Origin of the sequence: Thalassospira sp. GB04J01, from assembly GCF_000751115.1 — a bacterium.
In the GTDB taxonomy this organism is placed as follows: domain Bacteria; phylum Pseudomonadota; class Alphaproteobacteria; order Rhodospirillales; family Thalassospiraceae; genus Thalassospira; species Thalassospira lucentensis.
In genome coordinates, this window is the sequence record NZ_CCDX020000009.1 from 440,928 (window position 1) to 456,282 (window position 15,355).

The window sequence follows — 15,355 nt, forward strand, 5'->3', positions numbered from 1 at the left end:
AAACATGCTGGTCTGTCGTGATGATTACGCGACGGTGCGCTCGGAGTTCGTCTGGGATGTGCCGACTTATTTCAATATTGGTGTCGATGTCTGTGACAAATGGGCCGACGATCCGGATCGGCTGGCGCTGATGTATCGCAGGCGGGACGGGTCTCGCCGTGATTACAGTTTTGCCCAGATCAAACGACTTTCAAACCGCTTTGCCAATGTTATGCGCCGCCATGGTATTCGCCGGGGCGACCGGGTGGGGATTTTACTGCCGCAAAGTCCCGAAACTGCGATTGCCCACGTTGCGACCTATAAAATGGGTGGCATTGCTGTGCCGCTGTTTACCCTTTTTGGTGTTGATGCGCTGGAATACCGGTTGGGCAACTGTGCGGCCAAGGCACTTGTCACCGACCGCGAAGGGGCGGCAAAAATTGCGGAAATTCGTGATCTTTTGCCCGCCTTGGAATATGTCTATGTGATTGATGGTGCGCCAGATAACTGTTTTGATTTCAAGGCACTGTCGGCGGAGGCCAGTGATCAGTTCGAACCGGTCAAAACCCGTGCCGATGAACCAGCCCTGATCATTTATACATCAGGCACCACCGGCCAGCCCAAAGGTGCCCTTCATGCGCACCGGGTATTGCTGGGCCATTTGCCCGGTGTCGAAATGTCGCATGATTTCTTTCCCAAGGACAATGATGTCATGTGGACGCCTGCCGACTGGGCATGGATCGGTGGGTTGCTTGATGTGCTTTTGCCATCGTGGCATCACGGGGTGCCAGTCGTCGCCCACCGGTTTGAAAAATTCACCCCTGAGGCTGCCTTTGAATTGATTGCGCAGTTCGGCGTGCGCAATACCTTCCTGCCGCCAACCGCGTTAAAGATGATGCGGGCGGCGGGTGATGATGTGGCGCAAAAATTCAACTGTAATTTACGCTCTATCGCAAGTGGCGGTGAAACGCTTGGGTCAGAACTACTTGATTGGGGGCATCGGGTTTTCGGTGTCACGATCAACGAGTTCTATGGTCAGACCGAATGCAACATGGTGGTTAGTTCCTGCCAGTCGATCATGGATCCCAAGCCCGGTGTCATGGGCCGTCCGGTGCCGGGGCATGATGTTGCGGTGATTGATCTGGATGGCAATGTGCTGGGTGCTGGTGAGATGGGCCGCATTGCTGTGCGTGCGCCCGATCCGGTGATGTTTCTGGAATATTGGCGCAATCCGGACGCCACACAGGAAAAATACATCGGTGAATGGTTGCTGACCGGCGATATGGGCTGTGTCGATGAAGACGGCTATATCCGGTTTGTCGGACGCGACGATGATGTCATCAGTTCAGCGGGCTATCGCATCGGCCCGGGCGAGATCGAAGATTGCCTGATTGCCCATCCGGCGGTGCGCATGGCTGGTGTGATCGGCAAACCCGATCCCCAGCGCGGGCAAATCGTAAAGGCCTTTGTCATTCTTGCCGATGGCTTTGCCCAAAGTGCCGAGCTTGAAGACGACATCAAGCAGTTTGTTAAAACCCGGCTGGCCGCCCACGAATACCCGCGCGAGATTGCCTTTCTTGATGAACTGCCGATGACCACAACCGGCAAGGTTGTGCGTCGGGCCCTGCGCGATTTGGTGTAACGCTCATTGTCCTAAACCAAAAGGGGCCGGTCAGTGATGTGACCGGCCCCTTTTTACGTGGTTGGAAGGTTTGCTGTGTGTGCTGTGTTACTCGTTACGCAGCAACGGTGCCGCTGGACTGCGCAATGCCTGCCACGTGCCGACAAAACCGGCTGACAGGGTGGCAAACAACCCGATGGCAATCGGACCCAGTATCGTCGCGGGGAGAAGCGTCCAGGACGCCCCCATCACCAGCACAAGCACCGACCATGCGGCGATGGACCCGACCAGCGCGGCCAGAACCCCGGTCGCCAGCCCAAGAATGCCGTACTCCAGCGCATAGGCATAAAGGATGTTGGCCCGTGTCGCGCCCAGTGTTTTAAGCACCACGGCATCATAGATGCGTTTGCGCCGACCTGCGGCAACGGCCCCGGCCAGCACCAGCACACCGGCAACAATCGCGATCATGCTCGTCGCATTAAGCGCGGTGCCAATCCCGGCCAGAATGGCGTTGGCGGCTTCAAGGGCTTCGCGCACCCGGATGGCCGACACATTCGGAAAGTCGATCCCGATCATGCGATCCACCGGTTCTTCCATGTCGCGCGGCATATGGGCGGTCGCAATCAGGCTATAGGGTGCCTTGTCGATCAGGCCCGGTGAAAACACCATGGCGAAATTCATCCGCAGGCTTTGCCATTCGATTTCGCGCCAATTGGCGATCTCGGCGGTGATGTCGCGCCCGAGGATATTAATGGTCAATGTGTCGCCCGGTTGAAGGTCAAAGGCATTGCCGATGTCCGCACTGATCGATACCAGCGGTTTGGAGGCATCATTATAATCAGACGGCCACCAATCGCCGCGCACCAGTTTGGTTTCGGGCGGCGGCACGGCAGCAAAGGTCAACCCACGATCCCCACGCAGGAACCAGCGATCATCGCCCGGTCCGACATCTTCGGATTTAACGCCATCAACCGCGGTGACACGCCCGCGCAACATCGGTGTTTGTTCGACATCCGAAACATTATCCTTTGCCAGAAGCTGGGTGCGGAACGCGTCGATCTGGTCAGGTTGAATATCAAGGAAGAAGAACGCCGGGGCAGATTCGGGCAGGTTCTCATTAATCTCGTTATCAAGGTTGCCCTCGATCCCCGAAATGGTCACCAAAAGTGTCAGACCAAGCCCAAGCGACAGGGCGACCGGAACTGTGCTGGCGCCTGGTCGATGCAGGTTGGTCAGGGCAAGCCGTGAAAAGGCATTGCGTCCGGTGGTGAACCGTTTCGATAAGGATACAATTGCCCGCCCGGCGTAAGTGAAAATCACAATCGCTGCTGCCGACCCGCCGATAAAGCCAAGGGCGATGGTCTTATCGGTCGCGGTCATTACGGTCAAAATCAGCAACAGCACAAGTGGCGCGCCGATATAGGGCAGGTCGCGTTTGCGTACCGGGCTGCCACCCAGCAATCCGGCACTGGCACGGAACAAACGTGCGGCCGGGATTTCACGCGCCCGCAACAACGACGGCAGGGCAAAGACCAATGTGGTCAGAATGCCAAAGCTGGTCGCAATAAGCAGCGACGGCAATGCCGGGCCCAATGTCACATCAATTGGCAACCGCCCGGCCAGAAGCGGGGCGACAATGGCCGGGGTCACTGCCCCGATCAAAAGGCCGATGGCAATGCCGATAACGGCCAGTACAAGGATTTGCAGGAAGTAAATCCGCAACACCAGCCCATGCGATGCGCCCACCGATTTCAAGGTGGCGATCACAGATGTTTTGCTTTCGATATGGCTGCGCACGGCATTGGCCACCCCAATGCCGCCGACCAGAAGGGCGGACAACCCGACAAGGGTCAGAAACAGGGTCAACCGTTCTATAAAGCGGCGCAGTCCCGGATTGGCGTTGGCGGTATCGCGCACACGCCACCCGGCATCTTCAAACTGTTCATCAAGCCGTTCACGAAACGCGGTGGGCGTTTCATTGCCCTTCAAATCCAAAGCGTAATAATAGCGGATCAGGCTTCCGGGCTGCACCAGTCCGGTCTGCATCAGGGCGTCCTTGGACACCATTAAACGCGGACCAAAGTTGAAAAAGCCAACGGCCTTGTCGGGTTCGGTGGTGATGACGCCGCGAATTTGCACGTCGATGTCACCGAGTTTTACCGTATCGCCAACCTTGATCTTAAGGCGTTCAAGCAATCCGGCCTCGGTCACAGCCCCCCAAACACCGTCTTTTTGATCAAGACTTCCGGCAAAGGGAATACCGTCGGCCAGTTCCATCTCGCCAAACAGCGGATAGGCATCATCAACGGCTTTAAGCTCAACCAAACGGCGTTGATCGGGGCCATAGGCGGTGGTCCGCATGGTCGCAAGTTGCCCGACCCGTTCTGTATTATCGCTAAGCCATTCAAGCTGTTGGGGTGTGGCGTCCGTGTGGGTCAGGCGCAACTCAACATCCCCACCCAAAAGCTTCCGCCCGTCACGCTCAAGTGCCGATAGAACGGATTCCGAAACGTTTCCCACGGCCGCAATCGCGCCAACGCCCAATGCAAGACAGGCCAAGAAAATCCAAAAGCCGGACAAGCCGCCACGCAATTCCCGGCGACAGACTTGCCACGCAATAGACCACATGCGGTCTGCACCATTGCGACCATCCGATGCGTTTGTCGTGGGGCTCATGAGTGCTCTTCCTGCTGCGTAACGATTTCACCATCGCGCAGCATGATGGTGCGGTCGCACCGGTCGGCAAGATTGGGATCATGGGTAATCAAAAGCAGTGTCGATCCTTTGCGCTTGGCCAGATCAAACAGCAATTCAATAATCGTTTCACCGGTCGCCCCATCAAGGTTCCCGGTCGGCTCATCAGCCAACAACAGCTCTGGATCGGTGGCAAGTGCGCGGGCCAGCGCAACACGTTGTTGCTCGCCGCCCGAAAGCTGACCGGGGTAATGGCCAATCCGATGACCGAGCCCAACGGCTTTAAGTTCCTGCTCGGCCTTTTCAAAGGCATCCTTGCGCCCGGCAAACTCCATCGGAAGTGCAACGTTTTCAAGTGCACTCATGGTCGGGATCAGGTGGAAGTCCTGAAACACGATGCCAACATGATGGCGGCGATACAGGGCAAGCCCATCTTCATCAAGCGTGCGCAAATCATTGCCACACACTGTCACAACGCCTTCCTGGGCCTGCTCCAATCCGGCAATCACCATCAAAAGCGATGTTTTGCCCGATCCGGATGGCCCGACCAGACTGACGCGTTCGCCCGCCTCGATTGAAATATCGATCCCTTTCAGGATTTCAACAATGCCCGCCGGGCCAGCCAGACGCAGTTTGAGGTTCTGCACATCAACGGTTTTGCTACGTTCCTGTTGTGATGCGACGGTGTTTTTATCCGGGATCGAGGCAGTTTCAGTAACACTCATCTGGGGTCCTATCGGGCTTAATCCATTGCAAGAATAAGAATGCGGGCTAAATACTCATACGGAAACGCAGGGTTTCGGTTCAACCATATCAGGTTTGAAATGCGCCGTTCGCAGGTAACCGTATGGTAACCGTTTCACAAAGTAACAGGCATATAAGATGGGATGTGTAATGAATTTTGGCTTCGGGCAAGGGTGCGGTGTAATCAAGTTCACTGCAAATCCGCTATGGCGTGCCGCGCGGTTTGTCTCGCGCAGCAGTGTAATCCTGTTTGGGGTTGCGACCATTTTCCTGTCTGCACCTGCCAATGCCAATGCTAGTGAAAACAAGCCGCAAACCCTTGTGTTGTTTGGCGATAGTTTGATGGCGGGCTATGGACTTTCGCAAGAAAACGGTTTTGCACCAAAGCTTGAAGCCGCCTTGAAGGATGCCGGACATTCAATCAATGTCGTCAACAGTTCCGTCTCCGGCGATACCACAGCAGCAGGCCTGGCGCGGCTTGACTGGGCATTGGTTGATAAACCCGATGCGGTGTTGCTTGAACTTGGTGCCAATGACGCGTTGCGCGGCATGGAACCGGCCCAGACCCGCGATAATCTGGCTCAGATCATCGAAAAATTGCGCGCAATGGACATTGATGTTTTGCTGGCCGGGATGATGGCCCCGCCAAATATGGGCAGGCAATACGGCGATGAATTCAACAGCATCTACCCCGATCTCGCAAGCGAGTATCAGGTTGATTTATATCCATTTTTCCTTGATGGCGTCGCGGCCGACCCGACCCTTAATCAGGATGATGGCATGCATCCCAATGCAAAGGGTGTCGATGAAATCGTCGGCCGTATCCTGCCAGATGTTGTTTCTATCCTCACCTCGGGGTCTTAACCGGGGCGGGTATCCCCCGGTTTTATCCACGGCATCTCTACGACGAGACGTTTTATGATTTTGCCAAACAGGCTGCATCGATCTGATGTGGCCTGTTTTTAGTAAAGTCTAAAAGTCTAAAAATCGCATGTATTACAGTCGGTTGCGAAGCTTTCAATTTTGGTTCTTTGACAAAAAAGCGCAAAAAAAGCCACTAAAATCTGTCTGAGTCAGCAATTAAAACTGCATACGTAGATAGAATTCATACGCTTATCGAAATGATTGCCGCTGCCTTGGCAGTGTATCCCGTAAGAACACCAAAAATGATCACTAATCTGTTATATATCAAACAGTTATATCGTATTCAAAGCTGTTTGTTTTAACCGCAAAAGCATCAAAAACCCGCCTGAAATCGCTCTGAACAGTGGGATGAGTGTAAAATTAACACTCCATTTACTTTCGGTTATGTTCCAAATGTTTGACGGTGTAACTGCATATGTAGTTTTGAGGTTGGCAAGATGGAAGCAACGACGCCATTTTTACTTCAAAAGGTCGATTTGGCCCCTGCGCAGGACCTAAAATCAAACGCGATGATTCACAATGATAGTTCTTATGATTCAAAGCGTTAGAGTGGTCTGGCAAGTTATCCACTGCAAAGGCCTGTGGATAAGTTTGTTGACTATCTTTTCATCAGACAAATAAACCAAACGTGCCGGGAATCGTTAATATCCTTGGTATATCAGGCGTTTGAGTTCTATCAAACAGTCCCGAGTCGCTGTTTGACGGCCGAATAGGGCCTGTGGATGAATCGGAAGCGATTCAAATTTTGACTGCAAATGCAGTTGCCCAGCCCGGAATCCGTCGATAGACTTTAGCCATTCAATGTCCGGCGTGCGCCGTAAAAACACTGATATAGTATTATAAATCAAATGCTTGTGGGGAATATTCGTGACCACACCGGGCGTCAAACAATCCTACACCATTCCCTGTTCGTCGGTTTTCCGTGATGCGGTGCAGGCCTTGGCCGAACGGCGCGGGGTGAATGCCGCCGACCTTGCGCGCTCTGTAATGCTGATCGTGCCGGAAAAGGCGATCGATGATTATGCTGATCCGGGTGATCCGCCCAAGTCGGACCGCGAAACCATCGTTTTGAAATCCGGCCCGGCCGAAGGGCGTCCGTGGCGCAGAAAACCACGCCTGCAATTGCGCCTGCCACCGGGGTTTTCCATCATCGTGGTGCGTAAGGCGTTGAAAATGGCGCTGGATTTTGACACGGGCGATGTCAAAATGCGGGTTGAGAAATCCGATATTCTGGCTGCCGAAAGTGCCGCACTCGCCGAAGCCCGCGCACTGAAAAAGCGTCAGGCCGAACCCCCGGTCGAACTTTTGCAATCGCGCGAAGAACTCGAACGTCTGCGTCAGATTGTCGATAATCTGGCGTTTGATCCACTTGATCGCGGTGTAACCACATTCAACGAAGCCCTGCATGTCATGGGGTTCGCGCCAAGTGCTAGGCCAGATTTACGCGAAATTCGCACCAAATATCGCGTGCTTGCCGCCATCCATCATCCCGACAGCAATTACGGATCGCACCAACGCATGACGCAACTTAATGCGGCAATGGATCTGCTGCGACGCCATATAACCTAGGCTCAGGTAACCTAGGCTCACGCGGGTTTTTTAACGGCGTATCTTGAGAACACCTGATCGCAATGCTTAGATATGAATAAGGCCCCAGAAGGGTCCAACATGGAACATCGGGAGAATGCATGACGGGGGAATTTTGCGCGGCACATGCCAGTGGTGAAAACTGGGCAGCGGTGGCCTCCGAACTGGCCGATCAACTTCAGTCAACACCCTTGCCAGAACAGGCCTTGGCGTTTTTGTATGTTACCGAAGCGCTTTCTGATGATCTGGGCAGCATCCTGACCTTCCTGCGATCACGTCTTTCGATCGAACACTGGACGGGGACGGCGGGCATTGGCGTCTGTGGGTCGGGTCGGGCTTATTTCGGTGTTCCAGCGGCATCGGTGCTGATTGCCCCGTTTGCCAGTGATGACTTTCATGTTTTCGAACCGCTGAAAACCGATGCGGATGTGGATGCACCGGAATTGCAGCAGGCCATCGACCGCCTTCAACCGATCTTTGGTTTGGTGCATGGTGATCCGGGCGCACCCCAGTCATTATCCACCCTTGGCGAATTGGCGCGGGTTGGCTCGACCTATCTGGTCGGTGGCATCGCATCGGGCGAACGCGGCGCGCCACAGATTGCTGACCGTGTGGTGGACGGCGGATTATCAGGTGTTTTGTTTGATGCCAAAACCGCCGTTCAGGTCGGCATTACTCAGGCCTGCACCCCTGTCGGCCCGGTGCATCGTGTAACCGAAGGACGCGAAGGCATCGTTTCCACGCTTGATGATCGCCCCGCCCTTGAGGTGCTTAAAGAAGAACTCAATTCCGACGGCAGCGAGAATTCCATCGCATCGGGCCGATATCACGTTGCCCTGATGATCCCGGGCTCGGACACCGGCGATTTTGTCGTGCGCAATCTTCTGGGCGTTGATCCACATAATCACATGATCGCCATAAGCGGCGATGTGCAGGCCGGGGATGCGGTTCGTTTTGTCCGGCGTGACGGGGCGGCGGCCGAAGAAGACCTGCGCCGTATGCTGAACGATGTGCAAAAACGCCTGCCGGGAAAACCACGCGGTGCGCTGTATTGCAGCTGTGTTGCCCGTGGGCCGCATTTGTTTGGCACCGAAAGCCGCGAAATGATGATCATCCGCGATGAACTTGGTGATTTGCCGCTGACCGGGTTTTACGGCAATGGCGAAGTCTGCAATGATCGGTTTTATGGTTATACCGGGGTTTTAACGCTGTTTGTGTGACGGTGGACCTGTCTGGAACACATTGCAAAATCTTTATAAAATCAGGACGTCCCGACATTTTTTGCCGTCAAAGGTTCCATCCCCGGCCTGACAGGATATATTCAGTCCATTGAAAAATATGTACACCCCACCCGGGGTGTAAAAGGGGATTGATACATGGAATACCGTCGATTGGGACGTACGGACATTGATGTCAGTGTTATTTGCCTGGGTACGATGACCTGGGGCCAGCAGAATACGCAAGATGAAGCCTTCGAACAGCTTGATTATGCGACGTCGAACGAAGTCAATTTCATTGATACCGCCGAAATGTATCCGGTTCCGGCAATGGAAGAGACCTTTACCAAAACCGAAACCATCATCGGCAACTGGCTGGAAAAACGCGGGCGTCGTGATGATCTTGTGATCGCAACCAAAATCGTCGGCCCTGCCGAACGTTTTGGTTATGTCCGCGGTGGGCCGCGCTTGACCCGTGATCAGATCAATGAAGCCATCGACGGATCGCTCAAACGTCTTAAAACCGATTACGTCGATCTGTATCAGCTCCATTGGCCGGACCGTAATTCCAACTTCTTTGGCAAACTGGGCTACGTCCATGACGCGGACGAGGATTTCACCCCGATTGAGGAAAGCCTCGAAGCGCTTGACGGCCTGGTAAAGGCCGGGAAAGTCCGTCACATCGGGCTTTCGAACGAAAACCCGTGGGGCTTGATGAAGTTCCTTGAGCTGGCCGAGAAAAAGGGCTGGCCGCGTGTTGTCTCGGTCCAGAACCCCTATAGCCTGCTGACCCGTCAGTACGAAGTCGGCATGGCGGAATGTTCAATCCGCGAAGATGCCGGACTTCTGGCTTATTCACCGCTCGGCGGTGGGGCTTTGTCGGGTAAATATCTGGATGGTGCCCGTCCAGAAGGCGCGCGTTCGTCGATCTGGCCGCAGTATTTTGCCCGGTATCTGACCGAAAATGGCATCAAATCGACCGAGGCCTATGTCAAACTCGCCAAGGACAACGGTCTTGATCCATCCCAGATGGCGCTGGCCTATGTCAATTCGCGCCCGTTCCTGACGTCAAACATCATTGGCGCGACCAGCATGGAACAGCTGAAACTCAATGTCGGATCGGCCAAAATCACCCTGTCCGAAGACGTTCTGTCCGAGATTGAAAACATCCATCAAACCTGGCCGTATCCGTGCCCGTAAGGCACAGATATACGCGCAGGTAACGGGGAAGGCAGCCCGATTGTCGGGCTCCTGACCCCACCAAAATGTGAAGGAGACGGCGCATGGTAAAGCAGATTTTTGGTAAGGAAACCGATCTTGGTGCCTTTTCCGTGCGCCGTGTCCTGCCGCACCGCGACGTGCGGTCGGTCGGGCCGTTTGTGTTTTTTGATCATATGGGACCGGCTGATTTCAAACCCGGTCAGGGCATCGACGTTGCTCCGCATCCCCATATTGGCCTTGCCACGGTAACCTATATTTTCGAAGGTGCCATCCGCCACCATGACAGCCTTGGCAGCCTGCTTGAAATCAAGCCGGGCGATCTGAACTGGATGCATGCCGGGCGCGGGATTACCCATTCGGAACGTGAAACCGACGCCGTGCGCAACAGCGCACACAAGCTTGACGGGCTGCAATTATGGGTCGCGGTTCCCGAAGAAGACGAAGAATCTGACCCGGAATTCTTTCATGTGGCAAAGGACGATTTGCCGATCATCGAAGATGCCGGGCTGCACATGCGCCTGATCGCGGGCGAGGCATTCGGCAAAACGGCCCCCGTACCGGTCAAATCCAAACTGTTTCATCTTGATGTCCATATGGACGAAGGCGCGCAGCTTTTGCTTCCCGGTGAAAATCAGGAAGCCGCCCTTTATGTTGTCTCGGGCACCTTGCGCATTGATGGCACAGCCTATGCGCCGCAAAGCTTCATCTATGTCGCGCCCGAAGAAATCCCCGATATTGTCGCGCAAAGCGACTGCCGGGTGATGTTGCTGGGCGGCTTGTCGGTCGGCTATCGCCATCTGTGGTGGAACTTTGTCTCAAGCTCCAAGGAACGCATTGATCAGGCCAAAGCCGATTGGGCGGCGGGCAACTTCCCGCAAATCGACGGCGAGGATGACATCATTCCGCTTCCGGGCCGATCAACCGGCTGAATGCTGCTTGATCGCATCCACCCATTTCGTTTTGAGTTTTGAATATGCGTTTGTTTGTTGGCGTCGAAATACCGGCTGATATCGCAGCCGATCTTTACCCGTTGGCGCGCGGGATCAAGGGGCTTGATGCCCAAACCCCGGAAAATATGCACATCACCCTTAAATTCATCGGCAATGTTGATCCCGGCTTGGCTGTCGAAATTGATCAGGCCTTGGCAAAAATTGCCTTTGAGCCATTTGACCTTTGTGTGCAGGGCCTGAATATTTTTGCATCAACCCGCAAAATCCGCATTTTCTGGGCCGGGGTCAAGGATCAGCCACTGATGCGACAATTGGCTGCACGGGTAGAGAATGCGCTTCTTGCTCTGGAAGAATGCCCCGATATGGACATGCGCAATTTCACCCCGCACATTACGTTGGGCCGTAACCGCAATGCCGCGCGCGCAACCATTGAGCAGGCGGTTGCCGATCATGGCGATGTCAGCTCGCGGACGTTTACCATTGATCGTTTCTGCCTGTATGAAAGCCATTCCACCGCCGATGGCCCGGAATTTCGAGTGGTCGCGGCCTATGATGGGACGGATGGCCAAAATGGCACTGGTGACACACAGAACTTCCGCGATGATGAGGCGTTTTTAGAACGCGAAATGTTAGGAGAAATCGAATGAAGCTCGGCTTTATTGGCACCGGCGTCATCAGTGATGCCATGATCCGGGGGCTTCTTTCGACCGACGATGCGGTTTCCGAAATCATCGTTTCGCGCCGTGGGCGTGAATTCTCGCAAAAGCTGGCGGCGGAATTTGATGCCGTTCGGGTCGAAGACGACAATCAGGCGATCATGGATGCCGCCGATATCGTGTTTCTTGCCGTCCGCCCGCAAATCGCCGAGCAGGTCTTAAGCGGGCTGAAGGCCCCCGCCAACACCCAAATCGTCAGCCTGATCGCCACCATCCCGATTGCAAAGCTGCAAGGCTGGATTTCCGGCGGGGCCTCCTTTGACCGCGCCATTCCCTTGCCGTCGGTCGCCCATTGTAATTGTGTGACGGCGGTCTATCCCGGCACACCTGATGTTATCGCCCTGTTTGAAAAACTTGGCGGGGCGGTTGCAGCCGATACCATTGATGCCTTTGACGGATACGCGGCAGGCAGTGCTTTGATGGCGACCTATTTCGAAATTCTTGAAAGTTCGGCGCAATGGATGGTCGCACACGGATCGGATTATGCCGACGCCAGACGCTATCTCGCGGCCCTGTTTGCCGGGCTTTCCGACAACACAATCAAATCCCCCGATCAAAGCTTTGCCACCTTGGTCGAAGGCCACTCGACACCGGGCGGTTTAAACGAACAGGTCGCGCAAACCTTTATGCGGCAAAAGGGCGGGGCGGCAATCCACAGTGCCCTTGATGACGTCTTTGCCCGGATCAAGGCTGCCTCAAGCGACAGCTAAACCCCCGAGCCGAACAAAAACGGGCGGCCTGTATAAGGGTCGCCCGTTCTATTTCTTGTCTTTATATATCTTGGTGTGGTTCCGGGCCTATGCGGCCGCTGCGGCGTTCTGATAGCCAACTGTCAAACGACGTTGCGGTTTGTCGCCTGCCTCTAAGATATCGACCATCGCCACCGCGAAATCGGCATAGGAAATCCTGGCCATCCCATCATGATCGGGGATCAGCGTATCCGTACCGCGTACATACTGTCGGGTTTTATCCCCGGCAAACAGCATGGCGGGCGGGCACAGGCAGGTCCATTGCACATCGTCATACTGGTCAAAAAGTGCATCTTGCGTGGCGCAGGCCTGGGCAATTGGCCGCACGGCATCGGGCAGGAAATCCGGTGCACTCAGAACTGTATGACCACTGCCATCCGCCAGTTTCAGGGTTGCCGCCCCACCAGTGATATAAATCGGGGTGCCGGTCTGACGCGCGGCGGTAAGCAAGCATTCGGTCATGGTGGCCAAAAGATGTTCCTGACCTGACACCGGGCGCACGGCGCTGATGGCGATATCATGCTCGGCCATAATGCCCGCCACCAGATCGGGGCTTTCAAGAATATCGACCTGACGTCGTGTAACCGTTTCTGGCAGTGACGCAAGGCGGTCGGTGTTGCGTGCAATGGCTGTGACTTGATGCCCGCGCATGATTGCTTCGGTCACCACTTCACGTCCGACATCACCAGTTGCACCAAAAACGACAATCTTCTTTGGCGCCGTGGTTTTGAAAGTGTGTCTCGTTTTGACAGTATGTTTCATTGGGGCGTTCCTTTAAGTGTCGTTCGGTATTGTCATGAACTTACGGTCGGTTTAACCGGGGGGACGATGTGTGCGGCGACCGGTGCAGGGCGCGCGGCGCGTTGACCAAGCCAGATGCTGGCCAAAACAATCACCACACCGGCGATCTGGGTTGGGCTTAACTGCTCGCCAAGGATGATCCAGCCCAGCAACACCGCACTGGTCGGGCTGAGAAAGCCAAAGCTTGTCACCGTGGCCGGACCCAGTCTGGCAATCCCGCGAAACCAAAGGTAATAGGTCAATGCCGCCCCGATCAGGCCAAGCCACGCCAGCCCGGCAAGGTTTTCAAGCGTCGGGACCGGAAACGATGGCTCCAAAATCAGCGCAACCGGGATCAGAAGCACACCGCCCGCCGTGAGCTGCCACGCGGTAAAGGTCAGTGGTGATACGGGGGGCTGCCATTTGCGGGTTAAAACCGTGCCTGCCGCCATTGAAAGGGCGCCGATGGTGGCACTGGCAATGCCAATCGGATCAAGCGTTGCGCCGGGATCAAGGACCAGAAGTGCAACACCAAAGATCCCGGAAATTGCCGCGATGATCCCGGCAACCTTAATGGTGCTTCCCAAGGCAAAGCGCGCCAGAAACAGCACGAACAATGGCTGAACCGCGCCCAGTGTCGCCGCCACCCCGCCCGGCAGGCGGTAGGCCGCCAAAAACAGCATCGACCAGAAAATCGCAAAATTAAGCGCGCCAAGGATCAAGACCTTGCCCCACCACCCCGATTGCGGCAATTGGCGGACAACAAGCAACAGGATCAAACCCGCCGGCAAGGCACGCAGCAGCGACACAGTCAGCGGATAACCATGCGGCAAAAGCTCCGTGGCAACGATATAGCTGCTGCCCCAGATCGCCGGGGCAAGGGCGGTAAGCAATAAGTCGGTTGTTCGGTTCATCGGCTTTCTCCATTTATCTTGACGTCAAGGTAAATGGAGAAATCTTGACGTCAAGATAAATTTTTGCCATCACCATCGTCATGGACCAGGTAGATCGCATTTTGGCGCAGTGGCATCAGGAACGTCCCGATCTTGATGTGACGCCAATGGGAATGTTTGGCCGCTTCGGGCGGCTGCGTTCCGTTTTAATGTCGGGATTGGATGATATCTTTCGCGCCCATGGCCTGAGTGCGGCAAGCTTCGATGTGCTCGCCACCTTGCGCCGTTCCGGCCCGCCCTATGCGCTGAGCCCATCCGATTTGATCGCATGGACAATGGTAACATCGGGCACCATGACCAACCGGCTTGATAAGCTTGAACAGGCCGGATTGGTCTCACGCGAAAAGAACCCGGAAGACGGGCGCGGCTTTGTCATCGCGCTCACCCAAAAAGGCCGCGACCTGATTGACGCCGCCGTCACCGACCACGTCGCCAACCAGCACCGCCTTGCCGAAGGCCTGACGGGTGATGAGCAGGAACAGCTAGATGGTTTGCTGCGTAAATGGTTGGCTGCAATGGAAATGAATGACCGCTAGCGGGCTTTGAGCTTAATCGTAAACAATACCAGTTGAAAGCAGCTCAAACCCGGTAATTTCGAATTCATACATCCCAGTTCTGTCCGCTTTTTAGCCCCACCCGACCGGTTATACCGTCTTTGCTATCAGGAAATAGATCGCATACAGCGACATCACGATGTAGTGCCAAAAGAAACCCGCTATCGCAGCAAACATGGCAATGCGTGCTACATCATTTGACGCCCATGGGATCGCCGAAAAGTTGATAAGTGAAGCAGAGATCGACATCACGAGATAGATGATGCCTAGCGTGCAAAGGTAGCCAAACAAACGGCACGCATACTCTCTCATGGTCAGGAAGTGGCGAAACCAATCGTTGTCTTCATTGCTCCACCTGCGAATAGAAGCGGCTGCACCTGCGGGTGGCTTATCTAACGCCGGGCTTTGAAATGTTGCCAAAGCTGCTAGTGCAGCCAAGTGGAAAGGGACCATGAAGACGACGAGCTGAAACAATTTGTCATCAAGTGTTCCGAGAATACCGGCTACGAAATATGACCGGAGACATATGTATGCCCACAGCGTCAATATCGTAAGTACAATCGGCAGTGCGAACTCCAACACACGCTTGGAATGGCGAAACGGAACATCCTCAGACACCCCTAGAAAAGCGAAGCCAGAGAACAGGTATCTAGCCCACCACATATC

At 54.9% G+C, this 15,355-nt stretch carries 14 protein-coding genes; 9 read left to right on the forward strand and 5 right to left on the reverse strand.

The annotated features are described in order from the left end of the window. Positions 1-4 precede the first annotated feature (4 nt). Positions 5-1,621 (forward strand): acyl-CoA synthetase, encoded by a 1,617-nt coding sequence (locus AMM48_RS09245; RefSeq protein WP_102783779.1) that lies wholly within the window; start codon positions 5-7, stop codon positions 1,619-1,621. An 87-nt stretch (positions 1,622-1,708) separates the two neighbouring features. Here AMM48_RS09245 and AMM48_RS09250 read toward each other — a convergent pair whose 3' ends face one another. After that, positions 1,709-4,276: an FtsX-like permease family protein gene (locus AMM48_RS09250; RefSeq protein ID WP_102783780.1), complete on the reverse strand. Its 2,568-nt coding sequence runs from the start codon at positions 4,274-4,276 to the stop codon at positions 1,709-1,711. After that, positions 4,273-5,019, reverse strand: a complete 747-nt coding sequence (locus tag AMM48_RS09255; protein ID WP_102783781.1) for an ABC transporter ATP-binding protein — start codon at positions 5,017-5,019, stop codon at positions 4,273-4,275. The genes AMM48_RS09250 and AMM48_RS09255 overlap by 4 nt, the downstream gene beginning before the upstream one ends. 169 nt (positions 5,020-5,188) lie before the next feature. Here AMM48_RS09255 and AMM48_RS09260 point away from each other — a divergent pair, with 169 nt between their 5' ends. The 7 genes from AMM48_RS09260 (at position 5,189) to AMM48_RS09290 (ending at position 12,363) form a co-directional block, all read left to right on the forward strand. Continuing rightward, entirely contained in the window at positions 5,189-5,902 is a 714-nt protein-coding gene (locus tag AMM48_RS09260; RefSeq protein ID WP_102783782.1) for an arylesterase, read from the forward strand. 927 nt (positions 5,903-6,829) lie between these two features. Continuing rightward, the gene (locus AMM48_RS09265; RefSeq protein ID WP_102783783.1) at positions 6,830-7,531 is read left to right on the forward strand and encodes a J domain-containing protein; all 702 of its coding nucleotides are present in this window, start codon (positions 6,830-6,832) and stop codon (positions 7,529-7,531) included. Between the two features lie 119 nt (positions 7,532-7,650). Beyond that, on the forward strand, positions 7,651-8,769 hold the full coding sequence (locus tag AMM48_RS09270) for an FIST C-terminal domain-containing protein (protein WP_102783784.1): 1,119 nt from the start codon (positions 7,651-7,653) through the stop codon (positions 8,767-8,769). 156 nt (positions 8,770-8,925) lie between these two features. Then, on the forward strand, positions 8,926-9,966 hold the full coding sequence (locus tag AMM48_RS09275; RefSeq protein WP_102783785.1) for an NADP(H)-dependent aldo-keto reductase: 1,041 nt from the start codon (positions 8,926-8,928) through the stop codon (positions 9,964-9,966). An 83-nt stretch (positions 9,967-10,049) separates the two neighbouring features. Further along, the gene (locus AMM48_RS09280; protein WP_102783786.1) at positions 10,050-10,916 is read left to right on the forward strand and encodes a pirin family protein; all 867 of its coding nucleotides are present in this window, start codon (positions 10,050-10,052) and stop codon (positions 10,914-10,916) included. A gap of 44 nt (positions 10,917-10,960) precedes the next feature. Beyond that, positions 10,961-11,584: an RNA 2',3'-cyclic phosphodiesterase gene (gene thpR / locus AMM48_RS09285; protein ID WP_102783787.1), complete on the forward strand. Its 624-nt coding sequence runs from the start codon at positions 10,961-10,963 to the stop codon at positions 11,582-11,584. Then, positions 11,581-12,363, forward strand: a complete 783-nt coding sequence (locus AMM48_RS09290) for a pyrroline-5-carboxylate reductase (protein WP_102783788.1) — start codon at positions 11,581-11,583, stop codon at positions 12,361-12,363. The genes thpR and AMM48_RS09290 overlap by 4 nt, the downstream gene beginning before the upstream one ends. 87 nt (positions 12,364-12,450) lie before the next feature. Here AMM48_RS09290 and AMM48_RS09295 read toward each other — a convergent pair whose 3' ends face one another. Together AMM48_RS09295 and AMM48_RS09300 are read right to left on the reverse strand one after the other, a co-directional pair. Continuing rightward, a complete protein-coding gene (locus tag AMM48_RS09295) occupies positions 12,451-13,164 on the reverse strand; it encodes an NAD(P)H-binding protein (protein WP_102783789.1) in 714 nt (237 codons plus the stop codon). A 32-nt stretch (positions 13,165-13,196) separates the two neighbouring features. Next, entirely contained in the window at positions 13,197-14,096 is a 900-nt protein-coding gene (locus tag AMM48_RS09300; RefSeq protein ID WP_102783790.1) for an EamA family transporter, read from the reverse strand. 80 nt (positions 14,097-14,176) lie between these two features. On the opposite strand from AMM48_RS09300, the gene AMM48_RS09305 reads away from it, so the two are divergent. Further along, the gene (locus tag AMM48_RS09305; protein WP_102783791.1) at positions 14,177-14,671 is read left to right on the forward strand and encodes a MarR family transcriptional regulator; all 495 of its coding nucleotides are present in this window, start codon (positions 14,177-14,179) and stop codon (positions 14,669-14,671) included. Positions 14,672-14,779: 108 nt separating this feature from the next. Here AMM48_RS09305 and AMM48_RS09310 read toward each other — a convergent pair whose 3' ends face one another. Then, positions 14,780-15,352 (reverse strand): hypothetical protein, encoded by a 573-nt coding sequence (locus AMM48_RS09310; protein WP_102783792.1) that lies wholly within the window; start codon positions 15,350-15,352, stop codon positions 14,780-14,782. Positions 15,353-15,355 lie beyond the last annotated feature (3 nt).